The sequence below is a fragment of the Sphingobium sp. FG58 genome (assembly GCF_057809055.1).
The window spans coordinates 243,180-259,676 of sequence record NZ_JBMDJF010000002.1 but is presented as its reverse complement, the minus strand read 5'-3'; the positions used below and the strand labels follow the sequence as shown (position 1 = coordinate 259,676).

18 protein-coding genes, 1 tRNA gene and 1 other RNA gene are annotated in these 16,497 nt (G+C 64.4%); 11 read left to right on the top strand and 9 right to left on the bottom strand.

The window, feature by feature from the left end:
• Positions 1-7: 7 nt before the first annotated feature.
• From glgA to ACODR8_RS04025, 3 genes are all read left to right on the top strand, one after another.
• Positions 8-1,456 carry a glycogen synthase GlgA gene (glgA, locus tag ACODR8_RS04035; RefSeq protein WP_489006053.1) on the top strand — a complete coding sequence of 483 codons (1,449 nt, stop codon included), beginning with the start codon at positions 8-10 and terminating at the stop codon, positions 1,454-1,456.
• Positions 1,453-3,339, top strand: coding sequence for a glycogen debranching protein GlgX (gene glgX / locus ACODR8_RS04030; RefSeq protein ID WP_489006052.1), 1,887 nt, complete (start codon positions 1,453-1,455; stop codon positions 3,337-3,339). Before glgA ends, glgX begins: the two co-directional genes overlap by 4 nt.
• A gap of 113 nt (positions 3,340-3,452) precedes the next feature.
• Positions 3,453-4,013, top strand: a complete 561-nt coding sequence (locus ACODR8_RS04025; RefSeq protein WP_489006051.1) for a hotdog domain-containing protein — start codon at positions 3,453-3,455, stop codon at positions 4,011-4,013.
• A 16-nt stretch (positions 4,014-4,029) separates the two neighbouring features.
• Here ACODR8_RS04025 and ACODR8_RS04020 read toward each other — a convergent pair.
• From ACODR8_RS04020 to rpsD, 4 genes are all read right to left on the bottom strand, one after another.
• Positions 4,030-4,105 (bottom strand) — tRNA-Lys (locus ACODR8_RS04020).
• A 23-nt stretch (positions 4,106-4,128) separates the two neighbouring features.
• The gene (gene folK / locus ACODR8_RS04015) at positions 4,129-4,659 is read right to left on the bottom strand and encodes a 2-amino-4-hydroxy-6-hydroxymethyldihydropteridine diphosphokinase (protein ID WP_489006050.1); all 531 of its coding nucleotides are present in this window, start codon (positions 4,657-4,659) and stop codon (positions 4,129-4,131) included.
• A gap of 44 nt (positions 4,660-4,703) precedes the next feature.
• Positions 4,704-4,931, bottom strand: a complete 228-nt coding sequence (locus ACODR8_RS04010) for a hypothetical protein (protein WP_489006049.1) — start codon at positions 4,929-4,931, stop codon at positions 4,704-4,706.
• 81 nt (positions 4,932-5,012) lie between these two features.
• Complete coding sequence (rpsD, locus tag ACODR8_RS04005; RefSeq protein WP_006964269.1) at positions 5,013-5,627, bottom strand: 30S ribosomal protein S4; 615 nt, start codon at positions 5,625-5,627, stop codon at positions 5,013-5,015.
• Positions 5,628-5,840: 213 nt separating this feature from the next.
• Between rpsD and ACODR8_RS04000 the strand changes: the two genes are divergently transcribed.
• Positions 5,841-6,137, top strand: coding sequence for a chorismate mutase (locus ACODR8_RS04000; protein WP_489006048.1), 297 nt, complete (start codon positions 5,841-5,843; stop codon positions 6,135-6,137).
• A gap of 205 nt (positions 6,138-6,342) precedes the next feature.
• Here the strand turns inward: ACODR8_RS04000 and ACODR8_RS03995 are convergent, their stop codons facing one another.
• The 4 genes from ACODR8_RS03995 to rpiB form a co-directional block, all read right to left on the bottom strand.
• Positions 6,343-7,422, bottom strand: coding sequence for a TrmJ/YjtD family RNA methyltransferase (locus ACODR8_RS03995; RefSeq protein WP_489006047.1), 1,080 nt, complete (start codon positions 7,420-7,422; stop codon positions 6,343-6,345).
• A 76-nt stretch (positions 7,423-7,498) separates the two neighbouring features.
• Positions 7,499-7,957, bottom strand: coding sequence for a transcriptional regulator NrdR (gene nrdR, locus ACODR8_RS03990; protein WP_119744218.1), 459 nt, complete (start codon positions 7,955-7,957; stop codon positions 7,499-7,501).
• A gap of 168 nt (positions 7,958-8,125) precedes the next feature.
• Positions 8,126-9,427, bottom strand: coding sequence for a serine hydroxymethyltransferase (glyA, locus tag ACODR8_RS03985; protein WP_489006046.1), 1,302 nt, complete (start codon positions 9,425-9,427; stop codon positions 8,126-8,128).
• Positions 9,428-9,439: 12 nt separating this feature from the next.
• Positions 9,440-9,877: a ribose 5-phosphate isomerase B gene (gene rpiB, locus ACODR8_RS03980; RefSeq protein ID WP_489006045.1), complete on the bottom strand. Its 438-nt coding sequence runs from the start codon at positions 9,875-9,877 to the stop codon at positions 9,440-9,442.
• A 102-nt stretch (positions 9,878-9,979) separates the two neighbouring features.
• On the opposite strand from rpiB, the gene ACODR8_RS03975 reads away from it, so the two are divergent.
• Positions 9,980-10,171 carry a hypothetical protein gene (locus tag ACODR8_RS03975; RefSeq protein ID WP_294136239.1) on the top strand — a complete coding sequence of 64 codons (192 nt, stop codon included), beginning with the start codon at positions 9,980-9,982 and terminating at the stop codon, positions 10,169-10,171.
• A 180-nt stretch (positions 10,172-10,351) separates the two neighbouring features.
• Here ACODR8_RS03975 and ACODR8_RS03970 read toward each other — a convergent pair whose 3' ends face one another.
• Entirely contained in the window at positions 10,352-11,008 is a 657-nt protein-coding gene (locus tag ACODR8_RS03970; RefSeq protein ID WP_017184627.1) for an alpha/beta hydrolase, read from the bottom strand.
• A 152-nt stretch (positions 11,009-11,160) separates the two neighbouring features.
• Here ACODR8_RS03970 and ACODR8_RS03965 point away from each other — a divergent pair, with 152 nt between their 5' ends.
• The 6 genes from ACODR8_RS03965 (at position 11,161) to ACODR8_RS03940 (ending at position 16,496) form a co-directional block, all read left to right on the top strand.
• Positions 11,161-12,267 carry a cysteine desulfurase family protein gene (locus ACODR8_RS03965; protein WP_489006044.1) on the top strand — a complete coding sequence of 369 codons (1,107 nt, stop codon included), beginning with the start codon at positions 11,161-11,163 and terminating at the stop codon, positions 12,265-12,267.
• Positions 12,264-13,352: a cysteine desulfurase family protein gene (locus tag ACODR8_RS03960; protein ID WP_489006043.1), complete on the top strand. Its 1,089-nt coding sequence runs from the start codon at positions 12,264-12,266 to the stop codon at positions 13,350-13,352. The genes ACODR8_RS03965 and ACODR8_RS03960 overlap by 4 nt, the downstream gene beginning before the upstream one ends.
• A 17-nt stretch (positions 13,353-13,369) precedes the next feature.
• Positions 13,370-13,705, top strand: a complete 336-nt coding sequence (locus tag ACODR8_RS03955) for a 2Fe-2S iron-sulfur cluster-binding protein (protein ID WP_489006042.1) — start codon at positions 13,370-13,372, stop codon at positions 13,703-13,705.
• Positions 13,706-13,752: 47 nt separating this feature from the next.
• Positions 13,753-14,682 carry an SGM family class A beta-lactamase gene (gene blaSGM, locus ACODR8_RS03950; protein ID WP_489006188.1) on the top strand — a complete coding sequence of 310 codons (930 nt, stop codon included), beginning with the start codon at positions 13,753-13,755 and terminating at the stop codon, positions 14,680-14,682.
• A 57-nt stretch (positions 14,683-14,739) separates the two neighbouring features.
• Positions 14,740-14,837: signal recognition particle sRNA small type (ffs, locus tag ACODR8_RS03945), an RNA gene on the top strand.
• Positions 14,838-14,885: 48 nt separating this feature from the next.
• On the top strand, positions 14,886-16,496 hold the full coding sequence (locus ACODR8_RS03940; RefSeq protein ID WP_489006041.1) for a DNA polymerase III subunit gamma/tau: 1,611 nt from the start codon (positions 14,886-14,888) through the stop codon (positions 16,494-16,496).
• Position 16,497 lies beyond the last annotated feature (1 nt).

The window sequence follows — 16,497 nt, the reverse complement described above, 5'->3', positions numbered from 1 at the left end:
CGGGCCTGTGGCGATGAAATTGCTGTCGGTTGCCTCCGAAGTCTATCCGCTGGTCAAGACCGGCGGGCTTGCCGATGTCGCGGGCGCGCTGCCGGGGGCGTTGGCGGCGCAGGATGTGATGGTGCGGACGCTGGTGCCGGGTTACCCCGCCGTGATGGCGCGGCTGGGCAAGGCGAAGGTGGTGCGGCGTTATGAGGCGCTGTTCGGCGTTCCCGCCACCGTACTGGCGGCCAGCGTCGGCGGGCTGGACCTGCTGGTGCTGGATGCGCCCGATTTCTATGCGCGTGAAGGCGGTCCCTATGGCGACCATGCGGGCAATGAATGGGGCGACAATTGGCGGCGCTTTGCGGCCTTGTCGCGGGTGGGCGCAGATATTGCGGCGGACGGGGTGAAGGGTTGGCGACCCGATGTCGTCCATGTCCATGACTGGCAGGCGGCGATGACCGCGGCCTATATGCGCTTTGGTCCGGCGGCGCGGGTGCCGAAGGTGGTGACGATCCATAATCTGGCGTTTCAGGGGCGGTTCAGTGCGGATATCTTTGCCGCGCTGGGCCTGCCGCAGGAGGCGTGGGGGGTGGATGGCGTCGAATATTATGGCGGCATCGGTTATTTGAAGGCGGGGCTGGTGTCGGCCGATGCGATCACGACAGTGAGCCAGACATATGCGGAGGAAATTCGTTCGCCCGTCCATGGCATGGGGCTGGATGGCCTGATCAACGGGCGGGTCGACCGGCTGCATGGGATATTGAACGGGGTCGATACCGACATCTGGAATCCGGCAAATGATAGCCTGATTACAAAGACTTATACGGCGCGCGCGCTAGGTGGTCGGGCAGCCAACCGGCGGGCGCTGGAGAGCCGCTTTGGCCTGGATCATGATGGCGCGCCGATCTTCATCATCGTCAGCCGCCTGACCTGGCAGAAGGGGATGGACCTGCTGGTCGGCGCGATCGATCACCTCATTGGGCTGGGTGCGAAGCTCGCCGTGCTGGGATCGGGCGATCATCCGCTGGAGGGCGCGTTTCTGGGCGCGGCGGACCGGCATCGCGGACGGATCGGCGTGCAGATCGGCTATGACGAGCCATTGTCGCATTTGATGCAGGCCGGTGGTGACGCGATATTGATCCCGTCGCGGTTCGAGCCGTGCGGGCTGACCCAGCTTTACGCGCTGCGTTATGGCTGCGTGCCGGTGGTGGCGCGGGTCGGCGGGCTGGCGGATACGGTGATCGACGCCAATGAGGCGGCGGTGGCGGCGGGGGCGGCGACGGGCATCGTCTTTGCCCCGTCCGATCCACTGGCGCTGCATGGCGCGATTGGCAGGGCGGTGCGGCTGCATGGGCAACGGCCGGTGTGGCAGGCGATGCAGCGGGCGGGGATGCGCAGCGAAGTGTCGTGGGATCATAGCGCGGCGCGCTATGCCGCGCTCTACCGGGCGTTGCTGGCGGAGGTGGCGTGAGCGGGGGCGGATGCGCGCCGGTTATCGGTGCCACCGCCACCCGCTTTTCGATCTGGTCGCCAGAGGCCGATCAGCTCTGGCTGTGCCTGTTTGATGATGCCGATCGGGAGAAACGGCTGCCGATGCTGCGCGATGTCGATGGCGTGTGGCATGTCGAGGCGGCGGGTGTCGGACCGGGCGCGCTTTATGGCGTGCGGGCGGATGGTGTCTATGATCCGGCTGCGGGGCTGTGGTTCGATCCCGACAAGCTGTTGCTCGACCCTTATGCGCCGGCGATCGACCGGGCGTTCGCCTATGATCCGGCGCTGACGGCGCGGCGCGGGGAGGGGGGCGATACCGCACCGCTGATGCCGAAAGGGGTGGTGGGAGCGCCGATGGCTCCGTGGCCTGCCAAGCCGCCGCATTTTGCGCCCGGTGGTCTGATCTACGAACTGCATGTGCGTGGTTTCACGATGCTGCATCCCGATGTGCCGGACGCGCAGCGCGGGACCATTGCCGCGCTGGCCCATCCCGCTGTGATCGCGCATTTGCAGCAGTTGCATGTGTCTGCCGTGGAACTGATGCCGATCAACGCCTGGATCGACGAGCGGCATCTGGGGCCGCTCGGCCTCACCAACTATTGGGGCTATAATCCGGTCAGCTGGTTCGCGCTGGACCCGCGGCTGGCGCCCGGCGGGATGGCCGAATTGCGTGCGACCGTCGCAGCGCTGCATGAGGCGGGGATCGGTGTGATCCTGGACATGGTCTATAATCATAATGGTGAGAGCGACATATATGGACCGACGCTATCGCTGCGTGGCCTGAATGCCCGCGACTATTTCCGCCACGCCGATGATGGGCGGCTGATCAACGATACCGGGACGGGCAACAGCATCGCGTGCAACCAGCCGGTGGTGCGTCGTCTGATCCTGGAGTCCTTGCGCCATTTTGTGGCGCAGGCGGGGGTCGATGGATTTCGCTTCGATCTGGGGCCAGCGCTGGGGCGGATGGCGGACGGCTTTGATCCCCATGCGCCATTATTGGAACAGATGCGGGCTGACCCGGAGCTGGCGGATCGGGTGATGATCGCCGAGCCGTGGGACATCGGGCCGGGCGGCTATCAGCTGGGACGGTTTGGCGACGGGTGGCTGGAATGGAATGACCGCTATCGCGATGATATGCGGCGTTTCTGGCGGGGGGACGCGGGGACGCTGGGCGGTTTTGCAACGCGGCTGGCGGGATCGTCGGACATATTTGGGGGCGGTGAGACACGGAGCGTCAATTTTTTGGCCGCGCATGACGGCTTCACGCTGGCGGACCTGACCGCCTATGAGCAGCGGCACAACCATGCCAATGGCGAACAGAATCGCGATGGCCATGGCGAAAATCTGAGCTGGAATAATGGCGTCGAGGGGGTGAGCGACGACCCGGCCATCGTCGCGGCGCGGCGGCGCGATGTGATGGCGCTGCTGTCGACGCTTTTCTGCTCGCGCGGGGCGATCATGCTGAGCGCGGGGGACGAATTTGGCCGCAGCCAGCGGGGCAATAATAATGCCTATGCGCAAGATAATGCGATCGGTTGGATCGACTGGGCGGGGCGTGATCGGGAGATAGAAACCCACGCCTTTGCGCTGGCGGCGCTGCGGGCGCGATGTCCTGACCTGACGGATATTGCCCTGCTGCGCGAGGAGGATGTGGTCTGGCTGAATGAGGGCGGCGAGGCGATGACAGTCGCGCAATGGGAAGAGCCGGAGCGGCGCTGCGTCGCGCTGCATTTCGTGCGGTCGGGATGGACGCTGTGCGTCAATGGCGGCGGCAAGGCGGTGGATTTTCGCCTGGGCGATGATCGCTACGTCAGTGTTGCCAGTCGTAGCCTGATGCTGCTCGATCCATTGTCCGGCTAGGGGACAAGCCTCCCGATAGCCGGGGCAGGAACGAACAAGAGAAAGTTGGCGCGATGTCGGAAAAACGGCCCCCCATGTTTCAAGGCCTTCGGCGCGGCAGGGCCAGAGGGCCGATGCCGGATTCGGCCTATCCCGCGATGATCGATACGCTGCGGAATTTTCTGGACGATCTGGCCAGTGCCAGCCTGGACGAAGCGACGATCGGGGCGCTGACGGCGGAGCTAAGCGACTGGCGCGGACGACTGGCGCCGTTGAAAGCAGGTGAAGACGAGCGGATGTTTGGCCGCGTCGATGATGTGCCGGGCCATGGTCAGGTCATGTGTCCGGCCTTCGCGATCGAAGAGCAGGATGCGACGTCAGTTCGGGCGACGGTTACCTTTGGCGACTATTTTCTGGGCGGTAATGCCGCGGCCCATGGCGGCGCGGTATCGCTGCTGTTCGACGAAGTGCTGGGCATACCGGCCAATTCGGGTCCGGCCATGATGGCGCGCACCGCCTATCTCCACGTCAATTACCGCGCGATCACGCCGATGAACCGGCCGCTGACCGTGACGGCGACCCTCTATGCGGTCGAGGGCAGAAAGCGGTTCGTGCGCGGGGAATTGAAGGATGGGGAACGGCTGTGCGCCGATGCCGATGGGCTGTTTCTGGAGCTGTTGCCCGGCCAGCAATGATGATGGCCAATAAAAATGGTGAGTCCAGCTGGGTTCGAACCAGCGACCTACTGATTAAAAGTCAGTTGCTCTACCGACTGAGCTATGGACCCCCGATTGCTGAGGTGCGCTCGCCCTAAAGGGGGCGGCGGGGATGGTCAACCTCTTGTGGCATGGATTGTTGGGCTTTTTGCAGGCGGGCGTCGAGGTGGCGGATCGTGAGGCCGGATCGGGGATCGCGCCAGGCGGGCGCGATGGCGCGCAACGGTGTCAGGACGAAATCGCGCGCGGCAAAGGCGGGATGGGGGATGGTGAGCATCGGGCTGTTCCAGAGGCCGCCGGACCAGAGGATGATGTCGATATCGACGCTGCGCGCGCCCCAGCGGCGGTAGCGGCGGCGGCCCAATGCCTGTTCGATCGACTGGAGCCAGGCCAGCATGGCGGGCGGTTCGAACGGGCTTTGGACCAGCAGCGCGGCGTTGGCGTAGCGGCGGCGGGACGGGCCGATGGGCGGGGTTTCGATGGTAGGCGACGTTGCCACGATCCGGGCGTGCTGCGCGATTCGCGTGGCGGCTTCGGCCAGCAGGTGCCGGGGCGTCAGGCGGGCGGACAGGGAACGGTTCGATCCCAGGGCCAGCGCGTAGAGGTGAAGGGCTGTTTTCGCCATAGGGCTGCGCTTACAGTTGTGGCTGGCGGGTGCAAGACAGGACGTCAGGACGCCGCTGTCCCGCCTTTGCCATTTTTCGCTGACGCCTTCATTTCCTCATACACGGCTTCGCGCGTATCGGCGTCCAGTGCCTCAAGATATTTGACCGCGTCCTTGTAGGTCAGGAAGGCCTGGCCATCGGCGATGATCGGCACGGTGCGGCCATTGTATATCCGCCTGAGCAGTCGCCTTTGCGTTCGTCCGATGGGCGATGCGCTTTCGGTGTCGGTCATAGTCTGTCGTGGCGCTTTCTGCATGAAAAAGGGCGGCTCCTTGCGGGGCCGCCCTTTTTGTAAAGCTTGGGTAGAAGCCGATCAGCGCGAATAGAATTCGACGACCAGATTGGGTTCCATCTTCACCGGATAAGGCACTTCGTCCAGCGTGGGGACGCGGACATAGGTGACCTTGGCGGCGCCATCGGGCGAGACATAGTCGGGGATGTCGCGTTCGGCCAGGGCCTGTGCTTCCATCACCAGCGCCATTTCCTGCGCCTTCTTGCCCAAGGTGATTTCGTCGCCCGGCTTCACCAGACGCGAGGCAATGTTGCATTTCACGCCGTTCACATAGATGTGGCCGTGCGAAACGATCTGACGCGACGAGAAGATGGTCGGCGCGAACTTGGCGCGATAGACGACGGCGTCCAGGCGGCGCTCCAGCAGGCCAATGAGGTTCTGGCCGGTGTCGCCCTTCATGCGGCTCGCCTCAAAATAGTTCTTCTTGAACTGCTTTTCGGTGATGTCGCCGTAATAGCCCTTCAGCTTCTGCTTGGCGCGCAGCTGGATGCCGTAATCGGACACCTTGCCCTTGCGGCGCTGGCCGTGCTGACCGGGACCATATTCGCGCTTGTTCACAGGCGATTTGGGACGGCCCCAGATATTCTCGCCCATGCGACGGTCGAGTTTATACTTGGCGCTGGTGCGCTTCGTCATGGTATTTCCTTACAATAGCTAACGACTAAGCCCGCCCTGGAAGGGTGAGCATCATTCCCGGTATCGCCTACGTCCGTTTTGCGTTTGCGCGCTCAGGGGCAGGGCCACCGCTTCACCGGGATGCGGGACCAATTGCGAAGGCGCGCCTATGGCCACAAGGGGGCTGCATGTCAACCCTCGACAGGGGCTTGAGCGACGCCTAATTGGCGGGGCATGAACCCTGATGATTATAGCAGCATGGTCGAAGTGCGGGCGGGTGTCGATGCGATCGACCGCGAACTGGTCGCGCTGATCGGCCAGCGCTTTGCCCATATGCGCGCGGCCGCCCGGATCAAGCCTGATCGCGGCGCTGTGCGAGACGAACCGCGCAAGCGGCAGGTAATCGACCAGGCGTGCGCGGAGGCGGCGCGGGTGGGCGCGCCGGTGGAGATTGTGGCGGAGCTGTGGGAGCAGTTGGTCGAGGCGTCGATTGCCTATGAGATGGCGGAGTTTGACCGGACGCGGGGTTAAAATAGGGTGACTTGTAGCAAACCCGTTCGTCCCCCGCCTTCGCGGGGGCAGGCTCTGAGTAGCCATTGGGCTAAGTCGGAGTCGCAGACGACCGTAGGTCAAATGGCGTATCGAAGGACAAGCGCCACATGCTTCGATACGGGCCTTCGACAAGCTCAGTCCCTACTCAGCACGAACGGTGTTTGGGAATGCTAACATCATCACTTCAGCGCTCGCGCGGGCGGTTGAGGTGGGAGAGGACGCCGCGGAGCGTGCGCACCTCCAGATGGTTCCAACCCGGCTTGGTCAGCAGGTTGCGCAGCGTCAGCCGGGTCGCATTGGCGCGGTCGGGCGGGAAGAAATAGCCGACCTTCTCCAGCAGCGTGTTGAGTTGCTCGATCATCCCCTCCAACTCTGCCTGTGGCGCGGGTTCGCCGAGGTCGGTGATGGTGGGTTGCGACAGGTCGGCCTGTTTCGACCATTCATAGGCGCACAGGATGACCGCCTGCGCGAGGTTCAGGGAGCCGAATTCCGGGTTGATCGGCACCGTGAGGATTTTGCGGGCGAGCGCGACATCCTCGGTCTCTAGCCCTGAGCGTTCCGGCCCGAAAATATAGGCGCAGCGGCCCTGTGCGGCGTGGATTTCGCGGGCGGCTTCCTCCGGGGTCACGACTGGCTTGGTGACGCCACGCTTGCGCACCGTGGTGGCATAGACATGGGCGCAGTCGGAGACGGCTTCGGCGAGGGTTTCGAATACTTGCGCCTGATCGAGGATGAAATCCGCGCCCGCGGCCGATGGGCCGGCGTCCGGGTTGGGCCAGCCGTCGCGGGGCGAGACCAGCCGCATTTCGGTGAGACCGAAATTGAGCATGGCGCGGGCGGCCTTGCCGATATTTTCGCCAAGCTGGGGGCGGACTAGGACGATGACGGGGGGAGGGGGCATGACGGGTTCCGATTGGTCAGCAGGATCAGTCTCATCCTCCGTTCGCCCTGAGCGAAGTCGAAGGGCGTCACTGAGCGAAGGCGAAGTGTGGGAAATGGAAGCCTTCTTCAGCTTGTCCCAATTCTCCGCAATCAACGCTTCCTTCTTTTTGCGTGACCAGCCCTTGATTTGCAGTTCGCTGGCAAGTGCTTCCGCGCGCGTTTCAAACTCGGCGGACCAAACAAGTTCAACGGGACGACGGTCGAATGTGTAGCCTTTGATGACGCCCGACTGATGCTGGGCGATCCGTGTTTCAAAATTATCTGTGTGGCCGGTATAATAGGAGCCGTCGGAACAGCGCAGCATATAGGCGTGAAAGGTCATTGCTGATCAGGACCTCGCTGCGCTCGGTCGAGCCCTTCGACTTCGCTCAGGGCGAACGGAGTGAGAGAGAAGCCTATCACCCGCCCACTTCCTTCACCGTGCTGGCAAATTCCTCGAAATCCCTGGCGTCGGTGAAGTCCTTATAGACGCTGGCGAAGCGGATATAGGCGACGCTGTCCAGGCGCTTGAGGCCTTCCATCACCAGTTCGCCGATCGCGCGGGCGGGGACTTCGCTGTCGCCGCTGGTTTCGAGCTGGCGCTGGATGCCGGAGATGAGTTTTTCGATGCGGCTGGGGTCGATCGGGCGCTTGCGGCAGGCGATGCCGATCGAGCGGGCGAGCTTGTCGCGCTCGAACGCTTCCTTGCGGCCCTCGCTCTTGACCACCCAGATGTCGCGCAGCTGGATACGCTCGAAGGTGGTGAAGCGCGCGGCGCAGGCTTCGCACTGGCGGCGGCGGCGGATGGCGTTGCCATCTTCCGTCGGCCGACTGTCCTTCACCTGACTGTCCTCATGGGCGCAGAAGGGGCAGCGCATGGACTCTTCAACTCCGTTCGTCCTGAGTAGCCATTGAGCGAAGTCGAAATGGCGTATCGAAGGACAGGTTCTGCAAGACCCTTCGTTGAAACGAGGCGCGTGACTCGTTTCAAGGTCTTCGACAAGCTCAGCCCCTACTCAGGACGAACGGGTAAAGGCAAGTTAGCTTCAATAAATCGGGAAGCGGCTTGTGAGCGCCAGTACCTTTTCCCGCACATGGGCTTCGACCTGGCCGTCGCCTTCGTCGCCGTTGCGCTTGAGGCCTTCCACGACCTGCGCGATCAGCTGGCCGATCTCGCGGAACTCCGCTTCGCCAAAGCCGCGCGTGGTGCCGGCGGGGGTGCCGAGGCGTACGCCGGACGTCACGAACGGGCTGGCGGTGTCGAAGGGCACATTATTCTTGTTGCAGGTGATGAAGGCGCGATCGAGCGCCTTTTCCGCGGCCTTGCCGGTGGTGTTCTTAGGCCGCAGATCGACCAGCATCAGGTGATTGTCGGTGCCGCCCGACACGATCGACAGGCCAGCGTCGGCCAGGGTTGCGGCCAGCGTCTTGGCATTGGCGACGATCTGGTGGGCATAAGCCTTGAACTCAGGCGAAAGCGCTTCCTTGAACGCCACGGCCTTGGCCGCGATGATGTGCATCAGCGGGCCGCCCTGGAGGCCGGGGAAGATGGCGCTGTTCAGCTTCTTGGCGATGGCTTCGTCATTGCTCAGGATGATGCCCGAACGCGGGCCACGCAGCGACTTGTGGGTCGTGGTGGTGGTGACATGGGCGTAAGGGACGGGCGAGGGATGCGCGCCGCCCGCGACCAGGCCGGAGAAATGCGACATGTCGGCGAGCAGATAGGCGCCGACTTCATCGGCAATCTCGCGGAAGCGGGGGAAATCCCAGACCCGCGAGTAAGCGGTGCCGCCGCAGATGATCAGCTTTGGCTTGCACTCGCGGGCGATGCGGGCGACTTCGTCCATGTCGATCAGATGATCGTCAGCGCGCACGCCATAGGGGACGGGGTTGAACCATTTGCCGCTCATATTGACCGGCGACCCGTGGGTCAGGTGGCCACCCGACGACAGGTCGAGGCCCATGAAGGTGTCGCCCGGCTGGAGCAGCGCCAGGAACACGGCCTGGTTCATCTGGCTGCCGCTATTGGGCTGGACGTTGGCGAAGTTCGCGCCGAACAATTGCTTGGCGCGCTCGATGGCCAGCGTTTCGACGACGTCGGCATATTCGCAGCCGCCATAGTAACGCTTGCCCGGATAGCCTTCGGCATATTTGTTGGTGAAGATGGAGCCGGCCGCTTCCAGCACCGCTTTCGACACGATATTTTCAGACGCGATCAGTTCGATCTTGTCCTGCTGGCGCTTCAGCTCGTTACCGATCGCGCCGAAGATTTCCGGGTCCGCGCTGGCGAGGTTTTCGCTGAAAAAGCCGTCCTGACGGATGGCGGGGGCGAGGGTGTCGATGCTCATCGAAGATTCCTTTCAGAGCGCGGGATGGGAGAGTTTTTCGACGCGGCCGCTATGACGGCCTCCGCCAAATTCCGTGGTGAGAAAAGCGGTGACGCAGGCCTTGGCCATGTCCACGCCGGTTAGGCGAGCACCCATGGCGAGGACATTGGCGTCATTATGTTCGCGGCTGAGCGCGGCGGATAGCGGTTCGCCGACCAGCGCGCAGCGGCAGGCCGGGTTGCGATTGACCGCGATGGAAATGCCAATGCCTGATCCGCACAGCGCAATGCCGCGTTCCGCGTCGCCGGACGCTACGGCTGTCGCCAGCTTGTAACCATAATCGGGATAATCGACCCGGTCGGCCGTGGCGGGGCCAAGGTCGGCGACATCATGTCCTTCGTCGCGCAGCCACTGGGCGAGTTCCGCCTTCAGGTCGATGGCGGCATGGTCGGATGCAATGGCGATTTTCATATGGAATGCGTCCCTTCACCACTGGGGTGATTCGTTCCCGCGCCTCATAGGGGGTGAGGGCGGCAATTGCCACCTTGGACCGCCGCCCTTATGGGAAGGGGCATGACAGGCACGATTTTATCTATCTTGATGCTCGCCGGGCTGCTGCTGACCGGCGGCGGGCTATATGTGATGCTCAAATTGCGCGATCGCAAGCGGGGCGCGCTGATGATTATCGCGGGGCTGGTGATGTTCGGCAATGTTGCGATCACGGCGATTCCGGGGCCGGATCTGCCGGGGCTGGAGCAGCGCTGAGCCGCAAGGGCAAGGCCGACCAAGGGGCAAACGGCCTGTTTTAACGCCGTTCGGGCTGAGCGAAGTCGAAGCCCTGCACTGAGCGAAGCGAAGTGGCTTCGACTGCGCTCAGCCAAGCCCTTCGACTTCGCTCAGGGCAAACGGGCATAGGGAGTGGACGCCCCTTGCCTCCCACTATCCTCAGCGGATCGGCGAGTCCGGGGACAGGCGCATGTCGAGATAATTGTCGACCGACTTCATCAGCTGGTCGAGTTCATGTTCGAAGAAATGGTTGGCGCCACGGATTTCGTCGTGGTGGATGGTGATGCCCTTTTGCGTGCGCAGCTTGTCGACCAGTTTCTGCACGGCGCTGGCGGTCACGACTTCGTCCGAGGTTCCCTGCACGATGATGCCCGATGAGGGGCAGGGCGCGAGGAAGGAGAAGTCGTACATGTTCGCCGGGGGGGCGACCGAGATGAAGCCGCGGATTTCCGGGCGGCGCATCAGCAGCTGCATCCCGATCCATGCGCCGAAGGAGAAGCCCGCGATCCAGGTGGTCTGCGCTTCGGGATGGAAGCTCTGGACCCAGTCGAGTGCCGCTGCGGCGTCGGACAGTTCACCGATGCCATTGTCGAACGTGCCCTGGCTGCGGCCCACGCCGCGGAAGTTGAAGCGCAGCACGGCAAAGCCGCGCTTCACGAATGTCTTGTAGAGCGCCTGGGTGATGCGGTCGTTCATCGTGCCGCCGCCCTGGGGATGCGGGTGCAGGATCATGGCGACCGGCGCACGCGGGCGGGGCGGGGGGCTGAAGCGGCCTTCGAGGCGACCTTCGGGTCCGGTAAAGATTACGTCGGGCATGGCACCTGTTATCGTTATGGCCACCGAACACCTATGTCAGGTCGGCGGGCGGTGGCAAAAGGACGCGCGCCACGCCAGAAGCTGGCGCTGCGCGGCAGACCGCCTATATAGAAGCCGCCGCCATTTCCGCAATCAATGAGTAGCATCGCATCGTGGCTGCCGACCGCCTCTATCTAGACCATGCCGCGACCACGCCGATGCTGCCCGCTGCCAAGGCGGCGATGGTCGATGCGCTGGAGTGCTGGGCCAACCCGTCCAGCCCCCATGCCGACGGGCGCGCTGCGCGTGCGACGCTGGAGCGCGCGCGGGCGCGGATTGCCGAGGCGCTGGGGTGGCGGGGGCATGTGATCTTCACGTCGGGGGCGAGCGAGGCGATTGCGATCGGGCTGACGCGGGCAAAGGCGGCGCGGGTGGTGACGTCGCCTATCGAGCATGATTCGGTGTTGCGGGTGACGGAGGGTGCGGAGCGGCTGGCGGTGGATGGGGATGGGATGATCTCTCTCCGTCATTCCCGCGCAGGCGGGAATCCATCTCCCACCTTATCGCCTGATACAACGCCGGAGATGGATCCCCGCCTGCGCGGGGATGACGGAGTTATGTTTGCCATCCAGCACGTCAATAATGAGACCGGGGCGATCCAGCCGCTCGACGGGCTGGAGCGGGACGGAGCATTGCTGTTCGCTGACTGCGCCCAGAGTGCGGGCAAGCTGGCGCTGCCGGACGCGGATATGATCGCGATCAGCGCGCATAAATTTGGCGGGCCGCCGGGTATCGGGGCTTTGCTGGTGCGCGATCTGGGGGTGCTCCATGCAGGAGGCGGGCAGGAGCAGGGCTATCGGGCGGGGACGGAGAATTTGCCTGCCATATTGGCGATGGCGGCGGCGCTGGAGGCGCGCACGGATTGGTTGCCCGATGCGGCGCGGCTGAGGGCGCGGCTGGATGCGGGGATTGAGGCGGCGGGGGGTCAAGTCGTTGCGCGCGATGCGGCGCGAATCCCGGCCATTGCCAGCTACCGGATGCCGGGCCTGTCGGCGCGGGCGCAGCTGATCCAGTTCGATCTGGCGGGGATTTCGGTGTCGGCGGGCAGTGCCTGCTCGTCGGGATCGCTCAAGACCAGCCATGTGCTGCACGCGATGGGATGGGACGAGGCGGCGGCGAGCGAGGTGGTGCGGGTTAGTTTCGGGCCGCAGACGAGCGAGGCGGATGTCGAGCGGTTCCTGGGCCAGTGGGTCGCCATGGCGGAACGGGCGAGACGATGATCTATCTGGATTATCAGGCGACCACGCCGCTAGCGCCGGAAGCCTTTGACGCGATGGTGCCGTTGCTGCGCGACCAGTTTGCCAATCCGCACAGCGCGCATCGGTTGGGCCGGGCTGCCGCAGCGCAGGTGGAGGTGGCGCGCGAGGAGATTGGTCGGTTGTTGCCGGTTGGAGGTCGGCTGCTGTTTACGTCCGGCGCGACCGAGGCGCTCAATATCGCGATACAGGGCGCGCCGCCCGGCGACATCGTGACGATCGCGACGGAACATGCAGCGGTGCTGGATACGGTGGAGGCGTTGCGTCGCGCTGGGCGGACCGTCACGGTGCTGCCGGTAAAGAAAGACGGTATCGTCGACATGGACGCGGCCTTCGCTGCAATTGTGCCGGGCGTATCATTGGTGATTGCGATGCTCGTCAATAACGAGATCGGGGTGATCCAGCCGATTGAGCAATTGGTCGAATTGTCGGATTTTGCGGGCGCTACATTCCTGTGCGACGCGGTGCAGGGCTATGGCCGCGTACCGATCCCCGACACATGCGACATGGTGGCGATCAGCGCACACAAGATTCACGGTCCCAAGGGTGTCGGCGCATTGTGGCTGCGCGATGGGGTAAAGCCTGCGCCGCTGATCCATGGCGGGGGGCAGGAAGGCGGCTTGCGATCGGGTACGCTGTCGCCTGCGCTATGCGCGGGGTTTGGCGTTGCGGCGCGGTTGATGCGGGAGCGAGCCGCGGATGATCGCGCGCATGTGGAAATGTTGGCGGCGATGGCGCGCGGCCTGTTTGCCGACTGGACGATCAATGGCAGCGCGGACGCGCGCTATCCCGGCAATCTGAACCTGCGCCGGGACGGGATCGACGGCGCGCGGTTGTTGTCATATTGCCGCAATATTGCTTTTTCGTTGGGAAGCGCTTGCGCAAGCGGGTCCGGGCGGCCTAGCCATGTGCTGCGCGCACTGGGCCTGACAGACGCACAGGCGCGTGGATCGGTGCGGATCGGCTTTGGCCGCTACACGACGTCGGCCGAACTGGAGAGCGCTGCGGAGGCATTGAACAGGGCGGCAGCCGAGCAAACGGCGCCGTGACAGGGAGCGTCGCGTCAATGACCAGGATCATTTTCATCAGCGCCGATGGCGAGCGACGGCAGGAAGTCGACGCCCCGGCGGGATCGGTCCTGCTGGATGTGGCGCAGGCGGCGGGCCAGCCGCTGGAGGGCACGTGCGAGGGCCAGATGGCCTGTTCCACCTGCCATGTCATCGTCGATGCCGCCGATTTTCCGCATCTGCGCCGGGCGAGCGAGGATGAGGAGGATATGCTGGACCTGGCAGCGTCCGCCACGCGCACCAGCCGCCTGTCTTGTCAGATTGTGCTGGCCGAGGGGCTGAAAAGCCTGACCGTCCGTATTCCGTCCGAATCCTATAATATGCAGGGCATGTGAGCATCATCGTGCATGGACCTCTTCGCCTCGCCGCGCTGGCTGTCATAATGTGCCTCGCCATGCCGACGCTGGCCGCGCCGAAGAAGAAGGCGCAGGAACCGGTGCCGACCGGGCGGCTCGATTCGCTGCTGCCGCCGCCACCGCGCTATCTGGTGCCGCAATCGGCGCTGGCGTCGGTGCGCAATCCCAAGACGATCGAGGAGGAAACCGGCGGGCGGCTGGGCATCGCATTGGTGGACAGCAAGGGCGCTCTGATCCTGGGCTTCAACCGCGACGAGCGGTTTGCGCTCTGTTCGACCTTCAAGGCGCCGCTGGCCGCTGCCGTGCTGATCGGCGCGGAGGGGGGCAAATTCGGGCTGGAAGGAGAAATCCCCTTCGGCAAGGACGATATTCTAGATTATGCGCCGGTGGTGAAGAAGAACAGGAAGCGCGGCCGGATGAGTATGGCCGAGCTGGCGCAGGCGACGGTCGAGGTGAGCGACAATAGCGCGGCGAACCTGCTGCTGCCGATGCTTGGCGGACCGCAGGGGCTGACGGCGTTCATGCGGGCGCATGGCGACAGCGTGACCCGGCTGGATCGCAACGAACCGGCATTGAATGAAAATGCGCCGGATGATCCGCGCGATACGACGACGCCAGCCGCGATGGCGGGGCTGATGGGGCGGCTGCTGTTTCGCGACATGCAGGGTAAGAGCGCCGATACGCTGCGCGGTTGGCTCAACGCCAGCAGCACTGGCGACAAGCGGATCAAGGCGGGCCTGCCCGACGGTTGGACGTCGGGCAGCAAGACCGGGACGTGCGGCACCGCCTATAATGACGTGGCGCTGGTGAAGGCGCCGTCGGGCGAGGACTATATATTGGCCGTCTATCTCGATCGCCCGACCGTGGACGCGAAGGCAGCCGAGGCGGCGATTGCGCAGGCGGCGCAGGCGGCGCTCGATTTTCTGGCCAAGGCGCAGAAGAGCGGGCTGGACTGACGAACGGATGTGGTGTGTGGCCCCTTGCCATCCCCATCCTTCTTCGCCATATGCCGCGCCGGGAGTCGGGCGGACGAGGTCGTCGCCAACCTGGTCAGGTCCTGACGGAAGCAGCCACAGTGATTTTGCCGCGGGTCGTTCCGGCTCCCACCTTCCCATCATCCCGCTTCGACAATAGCCATCCAAACGGCTAGACAATCCCCATGTCCGATTCCCCACAGCCCTATCGCGTCCTTGCGCGCAAATATCGGCCGCGCAATTTCCGCGAGCTGATCGGCCAGGACGCGATGGTCCAGACGCTGGGCAATGCGATCAAGCGGGGGCGGCTGGCCCATGCCTTCTTGATGACCGGCGTGCGCGGGGTCGGCAAGACGTCGACCGCGCGGCTGATCGCCAAGGCGCTGAACTGCATTGGCGAGGATGGGCAGGGCGGGCCGACGATCGACCCGTGCGGGGTGTGCGAACCGTGTCGTGTGATTGCTGAAGGGCAGCACATGGATGTGATCGAGATGGATGCAGCCAGCCATACCGGCGTGGACGATATCCGGGCGATCATTGACGTGGCGGGGAAGGGTGCGTTCTCGGCGCGATTCAAGGTCTATATCATCGACGAAGTTCACATGCTTTCGAAGAATGCGTTCAACGCTCTTCTTAAGACACTGGAAGAGCCGCCAGAGCATGTGAAGTTCATTCTGGCCACGACCGAGGTGAACAAGGTGCCGGTGACGGTGCTGTCGCGTTGCCAGCGGTTCGACCTGCGCCGGATTCCGGCCGAGTTGCTGGCGGGGCATTTCGCCCATGTCGTGGAGGCCGAGGGCGTTGCGGCGGAGGCGGATGCGCTGTCGCTGATCGCGCAGGCGGCGGAAGGGTCGGCGCGCGACGGGCTGTCGATTCTGGATCAGGCCATTGCCCATGCGGAAATGGGTGAGGGTGAGCCGATGGTCACCGCCACCCAGGTGCGCGACATGCTGGGCCTGTCCGATCGCGGATCGGTGCGCCGGTTGCTGGGGCTGCTGCTGGAGGGGGATACCGCCGCGCTGCTGAGCGGGGTGCGCGATCAATATGCGCTGGGGGTCGAGCCGCTGGCGCTGATGCGCGGATTGCTGGAACTGGTCCATGCGGTGACGCTGGTGAAGGCCGGGCGCGACATTGCCAGCCCCGGCCAGTCCGCCGAGGAGCGCGAGGCGCTGGCCGACTGGGCTTCGCAACTGGGCTTCGCGCCGCTGCATCGGCTGTGGCAATTGCTGCTGAAGGGGCATGACGAGGTGGCGGGCGCGATCCTGCCGATCGAAAGCTGCGAAATGGCGCTGTTGCGGGTGATGCACGCGGCGACCATGCCCGATCCGGGCGAACTGGCGCGGCTGTTGCGCGAGGGCGGGCCTGTCGTCGCTGCGCCATCGGAGGCGGTTGCAGCGGCTCCTGCGGCTGGCCCGGCGGCGAACCTGCCTGCGACGTTCGAGGATCTGATCGAAGCGCTGTGGCAGAAGGGCAAGGGGCAGCTCGCGCAGGAACTGCATGATTGTGTCGGGCTGGTCCGCTATGCGCCGCCGGAAATCGACTATCGCGCGACGCCGCAATTGCCGTCCGACTTCGCCGCGCGCCTGACCCAGGCGTTGCGTGAGATGACGGGCAGCGGCTGGCGCGTGACACCGAGCGACGCGGCGGCACAGCCGACCTTGCTGGAGCGCGAGGAAGCGGCCAAGGCGGAGGCCCGCGCCGACATATTGGAAATTCCGGTGGTCAAGGCGGCGATGGCCGCTTTCCCCGATGCTGCGCTGGTCGAAACCGACCAGCCGGAACAATGGAGTGCATGAC

Coding starts and splice junctions, on each gene's coding strand:
- ACODR8_RS04000 (WP_489006048.1), top strand. CDS start 5,841: ATGAACCCTGATGATTATAGCAGCATGGTCGAAGTGCGGGCGGGTGTC.
- folK (WP_489006050.1), bottom strand. CDS start 4,659: ATGGCGAAAACAGCCCTTCACCTCTACGCGCTGGCCCTGGGATCGAAC.
- nrdR (WP_119744218.1), bottom strand. CDS start 7,957: ATGCGCTGCCCCTTCTGCGCCCATGAGGACAGTCAGGTGAAGGACAGT.
- ACODR8_RS03970 (WP_017184627.1), bottom strand. CDS start 11,008: ATGCCCGACGTAATCTTTACCGGACCCGAAGGTCGCCTCGAAGGCCGC.
- ACODR8_RS04025 (WP_489006051.1), top strand. CDS start 3,453: ATGCCGGATTCGGCCTATCCCGCGATGATCGATACGCTGCGGAATTTT.
- ACODR8_RS03975 (WP_294136239.1), top strand. CDS start 9,980: ATGACAGGCACGATTTTATCTATCTTGATGCTCGCCGGGCTGCTGCTG.
- rpsD (WP_006964269.1), bottom strand. CDS start 5,627: ATGACGAAGCGCACCAGCGCCAAGTATAAACTCGACCGTCGCATGGGC.
- rpiB (WP_489006045.1), bottom strand. CDS start 9,877: ATGAAAATCGCCATTGCATCCGACCATGCCGCCATCGACCTGAAGGCG.
- ACODR8_RS03960 (WP_489006043.1), top strand. CDS start 12,264: ATGATCTATCTGGATTATCAGGCGACCACGCCGCTAGCGCCGGAAGCC.
- ACODR8_RS04010 (WP_489006049.1), bottom strand. CDS start 4,931: ATGACCGACACCGAAAGCGCATCGCCCATCGGACGAACGCAAAGGCGA.
- ACODR8_RS03995 (WP_489006047.1), bottom strand. CDS start 7,422: ATGACCTTTCACGCCTATATGCTGCGCTGTTCCGACGGCTCCTATTAT.
- ACODR8_RS03940 (WP_489006041.1), top strand. CDS start 14,886: ATGTCCGATTCCCCACAGCCCTATCGCGTCCTTGCGCGCAAATATCGG.
- blaSGM (WP_489006188.1), top strand. CDS start 13,753: ATGTGCCTCGCCATGCCGACGCTGGCCGCGCCGAAGAAGAAGGCGCAG.
- ACODR8_RS03955 (WP_489006042.1), top strand. CDS start 13,370: ATGACCAGGATCATTTTCATCAGCGCCGATGGCGAGCGACGGCAGGAA.
- glyA (WP_489006046.1), bottom strand. CDS start 9,427: ATGAGCATCGACACCCTCGCCCCCGCCATCCGTCAGGACGGCTTTTTC.